Raw genomic sequence first — 16226 nt, 5'->3', positions numbered from 1 at the left:
CTCAGCGGGCTGGCGAGAATTCCATCGCCCGCGTCTGCTCGGAGAGCTGCGGCGTGTAGCTGATGCCCTTGCGCATCGCCCAGATATTGACCTGGTGGTGGATCGGGATCACCGCCAGTTCCTGCTGGAAGCCGATGCGGATGGCCTCGAAATAGAGCTTCTCGCGGGCTTCCTGGTCGATGGTCGTCAGCGCGCGGTCGACCAGGCGGTCGAGCGAGGGGTTGCTGTAGTGGCTCGGGCGGAGGCGGGTGCCGCGGCCGCGCTCCGGCTCCGGCGTCGCCAGCATCAGCGAGAGATGCGTGTCCGGCTCGCCGGTCGAGGTGCTCCAGCCGGTCAGCGCGATGCTGTGCTCGTCGCGCACGCCGCCGGCGGTGAAGAAGACGCTGGCCGGGGCAGTCGCCACCTGGGTGCGGACGCCGATGCGGGCCCACATCTGGGCGATAGCCTGGGCAATGGCGTCGTCATTCACGTAGCGGTCGTTCGGGCCGCTCAGGGTGATGTTGAAGCCGTCCGCATAGCCGGCCTCGGCCAGCAGGCGCTTCGCCCTGTCCGGCTCGTAGGCAGGGACGGGGATTCCAGGGTCGTAGCCCATGCCGCCCTCCGGCATCGCCTGGCCGGTGGGCTTCGAATAGCCCTCCATGATCTGGCGCTGGATGCCCTCCCGGTTGATGGCGACGGAGAGCGCCTGGCGCACCCGCACGTCGCGCATCGGGTTGGGGATCGGCTTGCCGTCGCGGTCGGTCACCAGCGGCGAGACGGGCCGGTTGGCATCGACATAGAGGTAGATCAGACGCAGGCCGGGGCGGGAGGCGACGGTGAGGCGGTTGTCGCGCGAGATGCGGGCGACGTCCCGCGTGGGGACGGTGTCGATGGCGTCCACATCGCCCGATTGCAGCGCGGCGACGCGGGCGCTGTCATTGGTGATCATCCGGTAGGTGACGCGGTCCCAGGGCTGGGCCCGGCCCCAGTAGTCCGGGTTGCGGGCGAAGACGGCGCGGTCGCCGAGCGCGAGCGAGACGAGGCGGTAGGGGCCGGTGCCAATCGCAGCCTTGCCGCTGTTGTAGTCGGCGGTGCTCATCCCCTCGCCCTGCTTCCGGCCGATGATCGAGAAGGACATCATCATCTGCGGGATGAGCGGGATGGGCTCGGCCGTATGCATGCGGATGGTGAAGGGGTCGACCACCTCGAGCCGTGTCACCGGGCGGATGTATTGGCCCATGGAGGTCGGGCTGTTCGGCACGTTCGGCGCGCGCGCGAAGGTGTAGACCACGTCGTCCGCGGTGAAGGGCGTGCCGTCCTGCCAGCGGACGCCCTCGCGCAGCTTGAACTCCCAGGTGCGCTCGTCGACCACGCGCCAGGAGGTGGCGAGGCCGGGCACCGGGCGCTGGTCGGCATCCGGGTGCACCAGCCGGTCGAAGACATGCCAGGTGAGCGCATGATTCGGCGAAAGGTCGAAGAAATGCGGGTCCATCGAGGTGAAGGCACCGCCCACCGCGATGGTGATGTCGGCGGCCCTTGCCGGCATGGTCAAGGCCATGGCCGCGATGGCCCAACGCGCGCTCCGTCGCATCACTTGTCTCCCTTGTGCCGTCCCTGGTCCGCAGCGTGGCGGATCAATGGGCCGGCATGCAAGGGGCGTGCTAACCCCGGTAGTACAGCATCACGGTATGGGTCGCCTCGGCGAACATCAGCCAGCGCTCGATCAGCAGCCCGCCGATGGCGAGGATGGCGCCGAGGGTCAGCGCCAGCGTGGCCGGCGTACCGCCGAGCAGGACCGCCAGGAGGGCCAGCAGCACCGGCAGGGCGAAGCCCGCGCCCTGCGTGATGAGGCGAAGCTTCGCCGCGTGCTTGCGGGCGATGCGGAAGCCCATCTCGCGCAGCAGGTAGTTCTGCTCGGTATGCGGCGGGTCGAGCTGGCGGACCTTGCCGATGAAGCCGAGCGTCGTCGCGCTCTCGATGGTGGCGATGGGCGGGGCGCTGTCGATCGCCTGCCAATAGGCGCGCTTCAGCACGAGCGCGCCGGCGCCCGTCAGCACGGCGAGCAGCGCCGGGACCCAGCCACTGCCGGCGAAGGCGGCCAACATCGCCAGCAGCACCGCGCCGCTGAAGGCGGAAAGCGCCAGATAGCCGGGCACCACGAGCGGGTGGTGCCACTGGCGGATCGGCTTCAGCGAGGCGTAGATCATCCCCGTGCAATAGACCGTCGCTGCGGCCCCGGCCGCGGCCAGCAAGCCGGCGACGAGGGCAAGCGCCGGGGCATCGATCCAGAAGGCGAGGCCGAGCAGCAGCGCCGGGATGTAGGTGAGGATCGCCGCCACGCCCTCGCGCGACAGCCAGGAGGAGCGCCACTGCGAGACGGCGCGCCAGACACGCTGCGGGTTGCCGAGATGCAGCGTCGAGGAGAGCAGGCCGGCGGTGATCAGCAGGAGCGCGAGCGCCAGGGCGACCAGCCCCTGGCCGGAGACGAGGCCGAGCGGGCGCAGCAGGCCAAGCCAGAAGAGCAGCCCGTAGCCGGCGCCGGAGGCGGTGGTGAAGAAGACAATGGACGGCGCCGGGTTCATGCCTGACTTCCCGATTCAGCCCTGCGCGCCTGCGGTGCTCCGGCCATCGGGTCGCGGGTGAGGACCTTGTCCATCCAGCGCAGCAGCGGGTTCTTGATGTCCATCGGCGTCGGCGCGGCCTCCTCCGGCGCCGCGGCGGCACTGCTGCGGTTGCGCGGTGGCAGGTAGCTGTTGACCGGGTTGTAGCCGAGCTCCGGCATCAGCGGCTGGCCGCCGCGCTCGGCGACGAGCTTGCTGACCTCGCTCTCCGGGTCGCCCAGGTCGCCGAAATGCCGGGCGCTGGTCGGGCAGGTCAGCACGCAGGCGGGCTGGCGCTGCGCCTCGGGGATGTTGGTGTTGTAGATTCGGTCGATGCAGAGGGTGCACTTCTTCATCACCCCCTCATCCTCGTCCATCTCGCGCGCGCCATAGGGGCAGGCCCAGGCGCAAAGGCCGCAGCCAATGCAGAGGTCGTGGTCGACGAGGACGATGCCGTCCTCGATGCGCTTGTAGGAGGCACCGGTCGGGCAGACGGTGACGCAGTCCGGCGTCTCGCAATGGAGGCAACTGCGGGGGAAGTTGACGGTGCGCCCCCGCTCCCCCTCGCCCGCCTCGTAGCTGTGGACGCGGTTGAACCAGACGCCCTCGGCGCCGGCCGAGTAGGGCTTCGAATCCGGCAGCGGGCCGCTATGGCCGGAGGCGTTCCACTCCTTGCAGTTGGTGGCGCAGGCCTGGCAGCCGACGCAGGTGTCGAGGTCGATGACGAGGCCAAGCTTCTTCTGGCCTGGGGTGATCTCGGGCAGGCAGGTCACGGCGTTGCCTTCGTCGAATAGCGGAGGATGTCGGGACGGGCCGGCATGTGCGGCGGCAAGGCGGGTGCGGCCGGGTGCGGGCTGGTGATCTCCTCCTCGCCCGGCGCGCATTTCGCCACCGAGACGCGGAGGTCGTACCAGGCGGCCTGGCCCGTCACCGGGTCGGCATTCGCCTGGCGGAAGCCGCCCTGGGCCGGCAGCCACTCGCTGATGACATGGTTGAGCAGGAAGCCGCGTGTCGATTCCGGGCTGCCCTCGTCGAGGTTCCAGGCGCCGGCGCGCTTGCCGATGGCATTCCAGGTCCAGACCGTGTCGAGGTTCACGCCCTCCATCAGCGAGACCTGGCATTTCAGCCGCCCGGCGCGGCTCTCCACCCAGACCCAGTCATCCTGGACGAGGCCGAGAGCGGCGGCCCGGCTGCGAGCCATGTAGAGCTTGTTGGCGCCGATGATCTGCCGCAGCCAAGCATTCATCGAGCCCCAGGAATGGTACATCGCCATCGGCCGCTGGGTGATGGCGGAGAGGTCGAAGCGGCCGAGATCCTGGCCCTCATGCTCGAGCGCCGGGTACCAGAAGGGCAGCGGGTCGCAATAGGTGCGGATGCGCTCGCGGAGGCGGTCCGGCGGCTGCTTGGCGCCATGGCCCTCGGCGGCGAGGCGGAATTTCTGCAGGGGCTCGGACCAGAGTTGGAGCACGATCTGCTCCGACTTGCCCATCAGCCCCATCGCCTTCGACTGCTCGAGATAGGCCTTGTTGGCGTGCTTGTAGAAGCCCTGCTCCGGCGGCAGGTGGTCGCGCCAGAAGCAGCCATTCTCGATGTAGCGCTGGAGCTGGTTCGGGTTCGGCTCGCCGACGCCCTTCTTGCCGCCGTCGAGCCCGCGGAAGCCGGCGAGCGGGCCGACGCCCGGCATCCGCTCATGGTTGGTGATGTAGTCGGGGTAGTCCTTGAATTTTGGCGAGCCGTCCGGCCTGGTAAAGGCCGGCAGGCCGAGCCGCGCGCCGAGCTCGATCAGCACGTCCTGGAAGGGGCGCACGTCGCGGTCCGGCTTGATGACGGGCTGGCGGATGGCATCGCCCGCGCCATGCGCGCTGCCGATCGGCCGGTCGAGGATGGAGATGCAGTCCCAGCGCTCGAGATAGGTCGTGTCGGGCAGGATCAGGTCGGCATAGGGCACCGTCTCGGAGAAATAGGCGTCCGAGTAGATGACATGCGGGATGGTGTAGCTGCCATCCGGCTGCGTCTCGGTGAGGATGCGGATGACCTCGCCCGGGTTCATCGCGCTGTTCCAGGCCATGTTGGCCATGAACATGAAGAGCGTGTCGATCTTGTACGGGTCGCCCGCGCCGGCATTGCCGATGACGGTGTGCATCATCCCGTGCAGCGAGAGCGGCGCGTCCCAGGAGAAGGCCTTGTCGATGCGGATCGGGTTGCCGTCGTCATCGACGAGCAGGTCGTCCGGCCCGTGCGGGAAGGAGAGGATGTTGCCGGCGAGCGGCGTATTCGGCTTGGCACCCTTGCCGGCCGGGCCGGGGCCCGGCGGGATCGGCCGCGGGAAGGGCGACTTGTAGCGCCAGGAGCCCGGCGTATCGACGGCGCCGAGCAGCATCTGCAGCAGGTGCAGCGCACGGCAGGTATGGAAGCCGTTGCTATGCGCGCTGATGCCGCGCATCGCATGGAAGGCGACGGGGCGACCGATCATCGTCTCGTGCCGGCGGCCCCAGACATCGGTCCAGGGCTGGTCCAGCGTGATCGCCTGGTTGAAGGCGACATCGGCGATGTCGGCAGCGATGCGGCGGATGCGCGAGGCGTCGATGCCGCAGCGCTCGGCCACCGCCTCCGGCGCGTAGTCCGGCGCCAGGTAGCGCTCGGCCATCAGGTGGAAGACGGGCTGGGCGCGGCGCCCGTCGGGCAGGGTGAACTCGCCCACCATCACGGCGGAGAGGTCGGCCACCGAGGCGTCGATGGCGCCGCGCTCGCGGTCCCAGGCCAGCGGCTTGCCGTTCTCGTCGCGGGCGAAGAGCCCGTCATCCTCGCCGCCCGGGTTGCGGACCACGAGCCAGGAGGCGTTGGTGTAGCGGGCGAGGAAGTCGAGATCGATGCTGTCCGTGCGTAGCAGCTCATGCGCCAGCGCCAGGATGAAGAGCCCGTCGGTGCCCGGCCGCAGCCCGACCCACTCATCGGCGATGGCAGAATAGCCGGTGCGGACCGGGTTGACGGAGATGAACTTCGCCCCCCTGCCCTTCAGCCGGGCGAGGCCGATCTTGATCGGGTTGCTGTCATGGTCCTCGGCCACGCCGAACATCAGGAAGTACTTCGCCCGGTCCCAGTCCGGCTCGCCGAATTCCCAGAAGCTACCGCCGACGGAGTAAAGCCCGGCCGCCGCCATGTTCACCGAGCAGAAGCCGCCATGCGCGGCAAAGTTCGGCGTGCCGAACTGCGCGGCCCAGAAGCCCGTGAGGCTCTGCGACTGGTCGCGGCCGGTGAAGAAGGCGAGGCGGCGCGGGTCGGTCTCGCGCACATGGCGCAGCCAGCCGGTCGCGGTCTCGAGCGCTTCCTCCCAGGAGATCTCGGCGAACTCGCCCGAGCCGCGCGGGCCGATGCGCTTCAGCGGCGCCCGCAGCCTAGCCGGGGAGTACTGCGTCATGATGCCGGCGCTGCCCTTGCCGCAGAGCACGCCCTTGTTGACCGGATGGTCCGGATTGCCCTCGATGTAGCGGATGCGGCCGTCCTTCAGGTGGACGCGGATGCCGCAGCGGCAGGCGCACATGTAGCAGGTGGTGGTCTTCATCTCGTCGCCGACCGGGGGCGAGTAACCCACCGGCCTGTCGGGCCTCTCCTGGGCCAGCGGCAACGGTGCTTCAGGCATGGACGCGGTTTCCCCCAAGGGCTGAAATGTCAGTTAGCCACGACGCCCTCATCTGGGCAAACCGGGGGGAGAAGTCCATGCCGCAGAGCCTGAAAAGCCTGGTCCGCTCGGGCCGTCTCGCCACGGGAACCTTCCTGGTGGAGTTCGTCACGCCGGGGATCGGCCATATCCTGGCCGGGGCCGGTTGCGACTTCGCCTTCCTCGACATGGAGCATAGCGGCTTCTCGACCGAGACGGTGAAGTCGGCGCTGCGCTATCTGGAGGCAGGCGGCATCCCGACCCTGGTGCGGGTGCCCTCGCGGGAGGCCCACGACATCGCCCGCATCGCCGATGTCGGGGCGGAGGGGGTGATGCTGCCCCTGGTCGGCAGCCTGGAGGTGGCGCGGGCCGCCGTCGCCGCGCTGAAATACCCGCCGCAAGGGCGCCGCGGCGTCGCCTTGCAGATCGCGCACGACAACTACCGCGGCGGGCCTGCGGCGGCGAAGCTGGCGGCGGCCAATGAGCGCACCGTGCTGGTGCTGATGATCGAGACGGCGGAGGGGGTGGAGCAGGCGGAGGCAATCGCCGCGCTCGATGGCGTCGATGCGCTCTGGGTCGGGCATTTCGACCTCTCGGCTTCGCTCGGCATCCCGGGCGAGTTCGACCACCCGGCCTTCCGCGAGGCGACACGGCGCATCTGCGCCGCGGCCCGGACGCACAAAAAGGGGCTCGGCCGGCTGGTGACCGGCGCGGCGGAGGCGGAGCGCGCCTGGCAGGACGGCTTCCGCCTGCTCGCCTGGGGCGGGGATGCCTGGCTGCTGCAGGCGGCGGTGGCGGAGGGCGTCGGACGGCTCAGGGAGATTGCGGCGGGGTAGTCCGGCGGTGGAGGGCGCGGGCGCGGACCACGATCCAGCCCAGGCCAAGCACCAGCAGGACCGGGGCGCCGATGGCCGCCGCGCGGGCGCCGGCGGCGAGGCCCCGCCCGTCGGTGCCGGGGTCCAGCATCGCCATGCTCGACACCGCGGCGCCGAACAAGGTGGCGCCGAGGATGGCGGCCGCCAGGGTCTTCGCCAGCAGCCACCAGATACCCGGTATGTCGAAGAGCTTCATGGCGAAGGGGCGGCCTTTCCCTACTCCGGCTTGAGGCTGCCGACGCGGCCCGCAGTCTGGCCTGAGTCGATCACCAGCTCGGAGCCGTTGACATAGCTCGACTGGTCGGAGGCCAGGAAGAGCACGCCGTTGGCGATGTCTTGCGGCGTGCCGAGCTTGCCCGTCGGCACGCTGGCGGCGGCGATGGCGCGCGGATCGAGCGGCGCGTTCCGCCCACCGGGACCGATCGGCATCTTGTCCCAGATCTCGGTGTCTATGATACCGGGATGGACGCTGTTGCAGCGGATGTTGTCCCGCGCATATTCGAGCGCGACCGACTTGGCGAAGAGCCTCACGGCGCCCTTCGTCGCCGAATAGCCCGCAAGCCCCGCCGAGCCGCGGATGCCGGCGACCGAGGAGAGCAGGATGATGGACCCGCCGCCGGCGCGCCGCATCGCCGGGACGGCGTGCTTCACCGAGAGGAACACGCCGTCGACATTGACCGCCATCTGCCGCCGCCACTCCTCGAGCGACATGTCGAGGATCGGCTTCAGGATGGCAATGCCGGCATTGGCCACCAGCACGTCAAGCCGGCCGAAGCGCGTCTCCGCCTCCTTCACCACCTCGGGCCAGCGGGCCTCGTCGGCGACGTCCTGGTGGAGGTAGTGCGCCTCGCCGCCCGCCTCGCGGATGCGGCCCGCCATGGCCTCGCCGCGGGCATCGTCGAGATCGGTGAGGAGCACCTTCGCCCCCTTCCGCGCCAGGGTCGCCGCGCAGGCGGCGCCAATGCCGACCGCCGCGCCAGTGACGAGCGCGACCTTGCCCTCGAGCTGGGCCATGTTCTTCCTCCCGTTCCTGAACCGGGGGAAGCCTAGCCAGCTAACCGCGCCGCGTCATGGCCCCGGTCAACAATTCCGCGCCCAGCAGCAGGCCGAGGCCGCCGAGGGCGAGGGTGCCGAGATTGGGGCCGCGGGCATGGGGGACGGGCTTGCCGCTGCGCGGGCTGGTGCCGGCCGCGATCGGCCGGGCGACGGCGCCCTCGCTGCGCGGCACGCGGCCGGCGCTGCGGAGCGCGGTGCGGATCGCCGCCCCCGCCACCGTCTCGGTCAGGCCGGGCGCCAGCCCATAGGCGACCCGCGCCGCCGAGGCCTGCCAGCCGACCGAGACCTCGGCCCGCGGCCGGCGGACCAGGGCCAGCACCACCTCCGCCACCGCCTCCGGCGTCAGATAGAGCGCCTTCGGCTCCAGCCGCCGGCCGGAGACATTGGCGGCGCGGTCGAGGCCGGGCGTATCCACCAGCGCGGGGAAGACGGCGCAGACATGGATGCGCGGATGCCCGGTCAGCTCCTGCCGGAGGCTCGCGCTGAAGCCGCGGATGCCGAATTTGCTGGCGGCGTAGGAGGCGGCGAAGGGCGTCGGCGACCAGCCGCCCATGGAGCACATGTTGACCAGCACGCCGCCGCCCTGGCGGAGGAAATGTGGAAGCGCGGCGGAGCTGCCCTGCATGGTGCCGATCAGGTTGATCTCGACGACCTTGCGCTGCAGCTCGGCCGAGGCCTCCCAATAGGGGCCGAAGACGCCGGTGCCGACATTGTTGAACCAGACATCGATGCGGCCGAAGGCATCGATCGCGGCGCGGGCCAGCGCCTCCACCTGCGCGCCGTCCGAGACATCGGTCGGCACGGCGATGACCTCGGCGCCGAGGCTGCGGCATTCGCGCGCCGCCTCCTCCAACGCCTCCGGGCGGCGGGCGGCCAGCACCAGCCGCGCCCCCTCGCGGGCGAAGGCGAGGGCCGTTGCCTTGCCGATGCCGGAGGAGGCGCCGGTGATGACGGTGACGGCGTTCGGGATGCGGGGCATGGCGGCTTCTCCGGCGCTTTGGTGAAGCCGGGAGAAGGCGCGAGGCGTCAGGCGGTTCCGGCGGCGAAAGGCGGTTGCAGCCAGAGCGGCTCCTTCAGCTTCTTCAGGAACTCCGCATGCGCCGCCAGCTCCGCCTCGCTGGGGGCGACGAGGCGCGGGGTGCGGGGGCGGCTCAGCCCCTCCAGCGCCCGCGTGCCGCCGCCGATGTTCAGCGCCAGGACGAAGCCCGGCTGGCGGCCGCCCATCAGCTCCAGATAAACCTGGGCCAGCAGCTTCACGTCGAGCAGGGCGTTGTGGCTGGTGCGCATCGAATTATCGATGCCGAGGCGGCGGCAGAGCGCATCCAGGTTGTTGGGCATGCCCGGATAGCGCTCCTTGGCGAGCGCCAGGCTGTCGACCATGCGCCCCCGGTCGAGCGGCGGGTGCCCGGCGCGCTTCAGCTCCGCATCGAGGAAGCCGAAGTCGAAGGGCGCGTTGTGGGCGATAATCGGGGAGCTGCCGATGAAGCCGAGCATCCCCTCCGCCACCTCGGCGAATTTCGGCTGCCCCTTCAGCATCTCGGCGGTGAAGCCATGGACCTTGGTGCTCTCCGGCGGCACGTCCCGCTCGGGGTCGATTAGGGTGTGGTAGGTGGCGCCGGTCGGCATCAGGTTGACCAGCTCGATCGCCGCCACCTCTATGACGCGGTCGCCGGTGGCCGGGTCCAGGCCGGTGGTCTCGGTATCCAGCACCACCGCGCGCTGCCGCGCATCCCGTCCCGCCTCGCTCATCCGCGCCTCCGCCCTCGACTCGGGCCTATCGTAGCACGGGGTGGGGGCGAGGCTCGGTCCGCAGCGCCGCCTCGGCCCGGCGAAGGCGGAGCATCTCCTCCGCCGTGGCCGGCGGCGTCGCCTGTTGCCGGCGGTGCAGCACCGCCAGGCTCTCCCGGGTCGGCTTGCCTTCGGCTTGGCGCCTGACCACGCGGTGCATGTCGTTGCCGTTCATGCGCGATCCTCCTTCGGTGCCATGACCCCGCAACAACGCGGGAGGGCGGCGGTGGATGCGGGGATGGGCGCCCCACGCCGCCGGATTGAGCCGCTGCCGGCCCCGCTCGCGCCGGGCGGCAAGGACCCTACACGAGGCGGCGAGCCGGCCGGCCGAGGCGCCCAGGCGGCACAACCGGCGCGAATCCCCGGCGTAAGCGCCGCTGCAACAGCGATGGAGACGATGCCATGCGGACCGGCCTGTTCCGCGCCCTTCCCTGCCTGATCCTGGCCGGCCTCGCCGCCTGCACCACGGCGCCGCCGGCCCCCGAGCCCCAGGCGGCCGCGCCGGAGCCGGCGCCCGCGCAGGTCGGCCAAGCCTCCTATTACGGGCCGGAGTTCAACGGCCGCAAGACCGCGAGCGGCACCCGCTTCGACCCGAACTCCGACACGGCGGCGCATCGCACCCTGCCGCTCGGCACGGTGGCGGAGGTGAAGAACCTCGAGACCGGGCGCACCGCCCGCGTCACCATCCGCGACCGCGGGCCCTATGTGGGCGGCCGGGTGGTCGACCTCAGCCCGCGCACGGCGGAGCATCTCGGCATGAAGCGCCAGGGCGTCGCCCCGGTGGAGGTCCGGCCGGTTGCCGTGCCGCCGGGCAAGGAGGGCCAGGTAGCGGAGGCGCGCTAGCCCCCGCGCACCTCCCGCACCAGCGCGCGGATGGCGCGCTGGGCGTAGTGGCGGGAAAGGCCGGTCTCGACCACCCGGTCGGCGCGGCGGCGCTTCACGCGGTCCGGCATCTGCCGGGCGCGGATGGCGGCGAGGCGCTCCTCCGTCATCCCCGGCCGGCGGAGGACGCGGATGCGCTGCACGGCGGCGGTGGCGGAGACCACCACCACCAGGTCGCAGCGCCCCTCGCCCCGCGTCTCGAAGAGCAGCGGGATGTCGAGCACGACCAGCGGCTCCGCCCGGCGCCGGGCGGCGGCGAGGAAGCGGCGCTCGGCATCGCGCACCAGCGGATGGACGATGCGCTCCAGCCGCGTCAGCGCGGGGCCGTTGCCGAGCACGGCGCGGCGCAGCGCCTCGCGGTCGACCATCATTCCCCCCTTGGCCTCGCGGACCGTGCCGGGGAAGGCGGCGCCGATCGGCCCGACCGCGCGGCCGCCGCGCGACTGCAGCGCATGCACCGCCGCATCGGCATCGAAGACGGGGACGCGCAGGCGGCGGAAGGTGTTCGCCGCCGTCGACTTGCCCATGCCGATGCTGCCGGTCAGGCCGACGATCTTCATGGCTCCCGCCGGGGATTCACGCCTCCCTCCCCGGCGGCGATGCCGCCTGCGCTGCGCCGCCATCCGTGGCGGGGATGTCCCCGCCGACGAAGTCCCGCAGCTCAGCATCCACCACCGGCTCCGCGCCGAACCAGGCGGCGAAGCCCGGCCGCGCCTGGTGCAGCAGCATCCCGAGCCCGTCGACCGCCGCGAGGCCGCGCGCCCGCGCCGCGGCCAGCAGCCCCGTCTCGCGCGGGACATAGACGATATCGGCGACCACCGCCCCCGCGGGCAGCGGGGCGAGGTCGATCTCGAGCGGCGGCTGGCCCTGCATGCCGAGGGATGTGGTGTTGACCAGCAGCGCCGCATCCCCGAGCGGGGCACGATCCGCCACCGCGATGGGCCCGCCCAGCGCCCGGGCCAGCGCCTCGGCCCGCGCCGGGCTGCGGTTGACAAGGGTGACGCGCGAGCAGCCGGCATCGAGCAGCGCTGCGGCGACGGCCCGCGCCGAGCCGCCGGCGCCGAGGATCACCGCCGGACCCGCCGCGGCCTGCCAGCGCGGCGCGCCTTCGCGCAGATTGGCGAGGAAGCCGTAGCCGTCGGTGTTCGAGCCACAGATCCGCCCGTCGCGGAAGACCAGCGTGTTCACCGCCCCTGCGCGATGCGCCGATGCATCGACCGCATCGCAGACGGCGAAGGCGGCCTCCTTGTGTGGGATGGTGACGTTGGCGCCGCGGAAGCCGAGATCGGCGAGGGAGCGGACCGCCTCGGCGAAGCGCTCCGGCCGCACCGGCAGGGGCAGGTAGGCGCCGTCGATACCGTGGCGGCGCAGCCAGAGCCCGTGCAGCCGGGGCGAGCGGGAATGGGCGACGGGCCAGCCCAGGATCCCGGCAAGGCGCGCCTTGCCGGTCAGGATGGGCCCCGTAAGGATGGTCATGCCGGAAGGGTCGCCGCGCCGCGCGCGGCGGTCAACCTATTCGGCGGCGGCGAGCCCGGCCTGCTGCTGCGGCCGCGCCCAGAGCTCCGGCCGAAGCTCCTCCTCCCGGTCGGGAAAGAGCAGGGCGCAGAGGAAGGTGACGGCGCCGAAGCCCGCCAGCACCAGCATCGGCGCGGCCAGCCCGCCCGTCGCCTCATGCAGGAAGCCGATCAGCGGCGAGGCCGCGGCGGCGCCGAGGAAGCCGATGGTGAAGCGCACGGAGTAGAGCTTCACCCGCAGCGCCGGCGCCACGTAGCGCGCCGTCATGGTCTCGTTCACCGTCACCTGGCCGAAGATGGAGGCGGCCATCAGCGCGGCGAGCGGCAGCACCCACCACCCCTGCGCAAAGGAGAGGGCGAGCAGGCAGGGCAGCTGCAGCAGGGCCAGCGGCAGGAAGACGCGCTTCAGCGTGTGCCGGTCGATCATCCGCCCGACGGTGAACTGCGTCAGCCCGCCGCAGAGCGTGGCGGCGAAGGCGAGCATGCCGACCACCGGCAGCAGGTCCGGCGAATTGGCCAGCCGCTCCTCCATCAGCTTCGGGATCAGCAGGGTGAAGGCGTTGAAGACGAGGCCGGAGACGGCAGCGATGGTCAGCAGCACGGCGACGGCACGGCGGACGACGGCGCGGGGAATCTCGGGGAAGGGCTTGGCGCCGGCGGCCGCCTTGGCGGCATCGAAGGCCGGCTCGCGCAGCCAGGCGAGGCCGACGAGCGCGCAGAGCGCCCCGGGCAGCACGAAGGCCCAGTGCCAGCCGAGCCTGGCCGCGACCAGCGCCGTCACCACCGGCGCGCAGGCCACCCCGATATTGCCGAAGACGCCGTTGATGCCGACCGCGCGCCCGACTAGGCCACCCGGCGAGGCGGCGGCGGCCTCGACCAGCATGGCCGTGCCGATCGGGTGGTAGATGGCGGCGAAGGCGCCCATCAGGGCCAGCGCCAGGCCGAGGGTCAGCGGCCGGTCGGCGAGGCCGGCCAGCATCATCGCGCCCCCGGTGCCGAGGAAGAAGCCCGCCATCATGGCCTTCCGCCCGAAGCGCGCGGCGAGCCAGCCCATTGGCAGGGAGCCGAGGCCGTAGAGCACGAACATCCCCGTCCCGAGCGCCAGGATCGGCCCGTATTCCCGCCCGAAGGCCTCCGGCGCCTGCGTCACCATGCCGAGCACGGCGGTCGCCAGGATCAGCAGGGAGTAATGGGTGAAGATATGGGCGATGTTGACGAAGGCGATCTGCCGCTTGGCCGGGTCGTGCATGGCGGTTTCCGTTTGGCTGCACCGTGTGGCAAGACTAGCCTGGCCGGATGACGATGGCTGGCCAAACCCTGTCGCCATCCGGCCAATTGCCGGAGGCGCCGCTGCGCAACTTGGCGGAGGATGCGGTGGACCGGCCGCTGGCCGGCTTCACCCGCGACTACCGCGACGGGGAGAGCGTGGAGCGTCACGCCCATACCCGCGCGCAACTGCTCTATGCGACGCGCGGGGTGATGCGCATCGCGACCGACACGGCCGCCTTCGTCCTGCCGCCGGGCCGGGCGCTCTGGATGCCAGCGCGCGTCGCGCATGTGACCGCGATGCAGGGGCCGGTCGCCATGCGGGCGCTCTTCCTCCGCGCCGATGCCGCTGCGGCGGGGCCGGGGGCGGTGACGGTGCTCGCCGTCTCGCCCCTGCTGCGGGAGCTGGTGCTCGCCGCCTGCGCCGAGCCGCTGGAATGGGACGAGGCCGGGCGCGGCGGGCATCTCACGGCGCTGATCCTCGACGAGATCGCCCGCGCCCCGCGCCTGCCGCTCGGCCTGCCGGCGCTGCGCGATGCGCGGCTGCGGCGGCTGGCGGCGGCGCTGCAGGCGGACCCGGCGCAGCCCCTCGGCCTCGAGGACTGGGCGCGGCAGTGCGGGGCCAGCCCCCGGACCCTCACCCGGCTCTTCCGCGAGGAGACGGGGATGAGCTTCGGCCGCTGGCGCCAGGCGCTGCGCCTCGCCGAGGCGGCGGCGCTGCTGGCCGAGGGAGTGCCGCCGGCGCGGGCGGCGGCGCGGGTCGGCTACGCCAGCGCGCCGGCCTTCGGGGCCGCCTTCCGCGCTGCCTTCGGGGTCACGCCGGGCGGCGGCCGGTCCGCAGGCGGAATTGGGGCTTTGTAATACCCAGAAACACTTGCTTCAACTCCGCGTGTAGTATACGAATGTGAGAAGCGGCATGTCCCCCCCCTTGCTGCCGGACACACGCCAGGAGTGACCCCCCGATGCTTGGCACAGCCGTTCTGGGCGCCGTTATTGTGACGACTGTGGTCTGGCTCGGGCTGGCGCCGGCGGCTTGGTTGTGGCTGGCGCTGCAATACCTGGTCATCTGGGGTGTCTTCTCGACCCTGGTGGTGGCTGCCATCGGCGGCTGGGTCGCCCTCGGGCGCGCCCGGCAGGAACCGCGGCGGCACGCATTGCGGCAGGGTTCGGTGGCCCGCTAGAGCAAAGGAGAGTTGGGAGCGGCTGCTGCGAGCGGGGCGAACGGAAGCCGCTCCGGAGCAGTCCCGGTTCAACCGTATTCACCGGACATGCTCCAGGCTGCCGTTGACGGGGCAGATCCACGCCTCGGCACGAAGCCGTCCCGAGCGACGGGCCTAACCCCTGACCGCCTCGGCCAAGCGGGGCGCTGGCGGGGATGCCCTGAGCGGCAGCAGGCAGAGCATGGCAGCCAGGCCCACCAGGCCGGCAAGGCCGAGCACCGCCATCGCCGGGAGATGCTCCAGCAGCGGCGCCGTCACCATGGGCGCCGCGGCCTGGGCCATGAGCACCGGAAGCGCCAGCTTGCCCATCAGCACCGGATAGCCGCGCGGCCCGAACAGCGCGAGCGGCACCGAGCCACGGCAGATGGTGATGATGCCGTTGCTCGCGCCATGCATCAGCACGAAGGGCACCGCCGCCACCGGCCCGGCCAGCACCAGCAGCAGCGTGCCGACCGGCAGCAGCCCGGCACCGAGCCAGGCGACGCGCAGCGGATGCACCGTCTTGCCGAGGGTGAATTCCATCAGCCGCCCGCCGACCTGCGCCGGCCCCATCAGCGAGGCGGCAGCGACCGCCGCCGCGACCGAAAGGCCGAGCCCCGCCAGCATCGTCGGCAGCTGCACCGACATGGTGGTGCTGATCAGCGCCCGCAGCGTGAAGAAGGCGGCCAGGAATAGGAAGCTGCGCCGCACCCAGGCCGTCGGCAGTGGGATCTCGGCGGGGTCGGCCACGGCATTGGCCACCGCCTCGCCGCCCGCCCCGACGCGCGGCAGCAGGGCATAGACCGGCAGCACCAGCAGCAGGTTGACGGCGGCGAAGACCAGGCAGGTGCCGCGCCAGCCGAGCGCCGGCATCAGCGCCGCCGTCAGCGGCCAGCCGATGGTGCTGGCGAAGCCCCCGAGCAGGGTGACGATGGTGATCCCCCGCCGCGCCGCCCGCCCGTAGAGCGCGCCGAGCGTGGCGAAGGCCGCCTCGTAGAGGCCGAGCCCCATCCCCACCCCGAGCACGACCCAGGCGAGGAACCAGCCCGCCAGCCCCGGCAGCACCCCCAGCAGCGCCAGCCCCGCCGCCAGGGTGAGCGCGGAGGCCATCATCACCGGCCGGCCGCCCAGGTTCTGGATCGCCCGGCCGATCCGCGGTGCGGCAAGGCCCGAAATCAGCAGGGCGAGGGAGAAGGCGCCGTAGACCGCAGCCCGGTCCGCCTGCAGATCCTCCACCACCACCGGGGCCAGCAGCGCGGGCAGGTAGTAGCTCGTGGCCCAGGCCAGCGTCTGGCCGATGCCAAGCAGCAGGGCGACGAAGCGGGAGTCGGAGCGGAGATCGGCCATGCCGACCTTCTCGGCCAGGTTGAGAAAGGCGCCAAGATCTTCGCGCCCAATTCTTAACTCTC

17 protein-coding genes are annotated in these 16226 nt (G+C 71.8%); 4 read left to right on the top strand and 13 right to left on the bottom strand.

The window, feature by feature from the left end; genetic code table 11:
• Nucleotide 1: 1 nt before the first annotated feature.
• The 4 genes from AC5JJ1_RS26855 to AC5JJ1_RS26840 form a co-directional block, all read right to left on the bottom strand.
• Nucleotides 2-1570, bottom strand: a complete 1569-nt coding sequence (locus AC5JJ1_RS26855; protein WP_495788193.1) for an ABC transporter substrate-binding protein — start codon at nt 1568-1570, stop codon at nt 2-4.
• Nucleotides 1571-1640: 70 nt separating this feature from the next.
• Nucleotides 1641-2561 (bottom strand): dimethyl sulfoxide reductase anchor subunit family protein, encoded by a 921-nt coding sequence (locus AC5JJ1_RS26850; RefSeq protein ID WP_495788192.1) that lies wholly within the window; start codon nt 2559-2561, stop codon nt 1641-1643.
• Complete coding sequence (locus AC5JJ1_RS26845) at nt 2558-3352, bottom strand: 4Fe-4S dicluster domain-containing protein (RefSeq protein WP_495788191.1); 795 nt, start codon at nt 3350-3352, stop codon at nt 2558-2560. Before AC5JJ1_RS26845 ends, AC5JJ1_RS26850 begins: the two co-directional genes overlap by 4 nt.
• Entirely contained in the window at nt 3349-6219 is a 2871-nt protein-coding gene (locus AC5JJ1_RS26840) for a molybdopterin oxidoreductase family protein (protein ID WP_495788190.1), read from the bottom strand. The genes AC5JJ1_RS26845 and AC5JJ1_RS26840 overlap by 4 nt, the downstream gene beginning before the upstream one ends.
• Before the next feature lie 77 nt (nt 6220-6296).
• On the opposite strand from AC5JJ1_RS26840, the gene AC5JJ1_RS26835 reads away from it, so the two are divergent.
• Entirely contained in the window at nt 6297-7073 is a 777-nt protein-coding gene (locus AC5JJ1_RS26835; RefSeq protein ID WP_495788189.1) for an HpcH/HpaI aldolase family protein, read from the top strand.
• Here the strand turns inward: AC5JJ1_RS26835 and AC5JJ1_RS26830 are convergent.
• From AC5JJ1_RS26830 to AC5JJ1_RS26810, 5 genes are read right to left on the bottom strand one after another with little or no spacing between them, the layout of a single operon-like run.
• Nucleotides 7051-7308, bottom strand: coding sequence for a hypothetical protein (locus tag AC5JJ1_RS26830; RefSeq protein ID WP_495788188.1), 258 nt, complete (start codon nt 7306-7308; stop codon nt 7051-7053). The genes AC5JJ1_RS26835 and AC5JJ1_RS26830 overlap by 23 nt on opposite strands.
• A 20-nt stretch (nt 7309-7328) precedes the next feature.
• Nucleotides 7329-8126, bottom strand: coding sequence for an SDR family NAD(P)-dependent oxidoreductase (locus AC5JJ1_RS26825; protein WP_495788187.1), 798 nt, complete (start codon nt 8124-8126; stop codon nt 7329-7331).
• Between the two features lie 40 nt (nt 8127-8166).
• Nucleotides 8167-9147 carry an SDR family oxidoreductase gene (locus AC5JJ1_RS26820; protein WP_495788186.1) on the bottom strand — a complete coding sequence of 327 codons (981 nt, stop codon included), beginning with the start codon at nt 9145-9147 and terminating at the stop codon, nt 8167-8169.
• Nucleotides 9148-9194: 47 nt separating this feature from the next.
• The gene (gene dnaQ, locus AC5JJ1_RS26815; RefSeq protein ID WP_495788185.1) at nt 9195-9917 is read right to left on the bottom strand and encodes a DNA polymerase III subunit epsilon; all 723 of its coding nucleotides are present in this window, start codon (nt 9915-9917) and stop codon (nt 9195-9197) included.
• 25 nt (nt 9918-9942) lie between these two features.
• Nucleotides 9943-10131: a hypothetical protein gene (locus AC5JJ1_RS26810; RefSeq protein ID WP_495788184.1), complete on the bottom strand. Its 189-nt coding sequence runs from the start codon at nt 10129-10131 to the stop codon at nt 9943-9945.
• Nucleotides 10132-10358: 227 nt separating this feature from the next.
• Here AC5JJ1_RS26810 and AC5JJ1_RS26805 point away from each other — a divergent pair, with 227 nt between their 5' ends.
• Nucleotides 10359-10799: a septal ring lytic transglycosylase RlpA family protein gene (locus tag AC5JJ1_RS26805; protein WP_495788183.1), complete on the top strand. Its 441-nt coding sequence runs from the start codon at nt 10359-10361 to the stop codon at nt 10797-10799.
• On the opposite strand, the gene coaE is transcribed toward AC5JJ1_RS26805, so the two are convergent.
• Genes coaE through AC5JJ1_RS26790 form a run of 3 tightly spaced genes read right to left on the bottom strand, consistent with a single transcriptional unit; the run spans nt 10796 to nt 13601 of the window.
• On the bottom strand, nt 10796-11398 hold the full coding sequence (coaE, locus tag AC5JJ1_RS26800; protein WP_495788182.1) for a dephospho-CoA kinase: 603 nt from the start codon (nt 11396-11398) through the stop codon (nt 10796-10798). The two genes, AC5JJ1_RS26805 and coaE, sit on opposite strands and share 4 nt — an antisense overlap.
• A gap of 16 nt (nt 11399-11414) precedes the next feature.
• Nucleotides 11415-12314, bottom strand: coding sequence for a shikimate dehydrogenase (locus tag AC5JJ1_RS26795; protein ID WP_495788181.1), 900 nt, complete (start codon nt 12312-12314; stop codon nt 11415-11417).
• 36 nt (nt 12315-12350) lie between these two features.
• The gene (locus AC5JJ1_RS26790) at nt 12351-13601 is read right to left on the bottom strand and encodes an MFS transporter (protein WP_495788180.1); all 1251 of its coding nucleotides are present in this window, start codon (nt 13599-13601) and stop codon (nt 12351-12353) included.
• A gap of 53 nt (nt 13602-13654) precedes the next feature.
• Here AC5JJ1_RS26790 and AC5JJ1_RS26785 point away from each other — a divergent pair, with 53 nt between their 5' ends.
• The gene (locus AC5JJ1_RS26785) at nt 13655-14479 is read left to right on the top strand and encodes a helix-turn-helix domain-containing protein (RefSeq protein WP_495788179.1); all 825 of its coding nucleotides are present in this window, start codon (nt 13655-13657) and stop codon (nt 14477-14479) included.
• Between the two features lie 101 nt (nt 14480-14580).
• Nucleotides 14581-14799 carry a hypothetical protein gene (locus AC5JJ1_RS26780; RefSeq protein WP_495788178.1) on the top strand — a complete coding sequence of 73 codons (219 nt, stop codon included), beginning with the start codon at nt 14581-14583 and terminating at the stop codon, nt 14797-14799.
• Nucleotides 14800-14952: 153 nt separating this feature from the next.
• On the opposite strand, the gene AC5JJ1_RS26775 is transcribed toward AC5JJ1_RS26780, so the two are convergent.
• On the bottom strand, nt 14953-16164 hold the full coding sequence (locus tag AC5JJ1_RS26775) for an MFS transporter (RefSeq protein ID WP_495788177.1): 1212 nt from the start codon (nt 16162-16164) through the stop codon (nt 14953-14955).
• Nucleotides 16165-16226 lie beyond the last annotated feature (62 nt).

The organism is Belnapia sp., assembly GCF_059504005.1.
The sequence above is the reverse complement of the archived record's forward strand: the minus strand, read 5'-3'. Positions and strand labels throughout refer to the sequence as shown.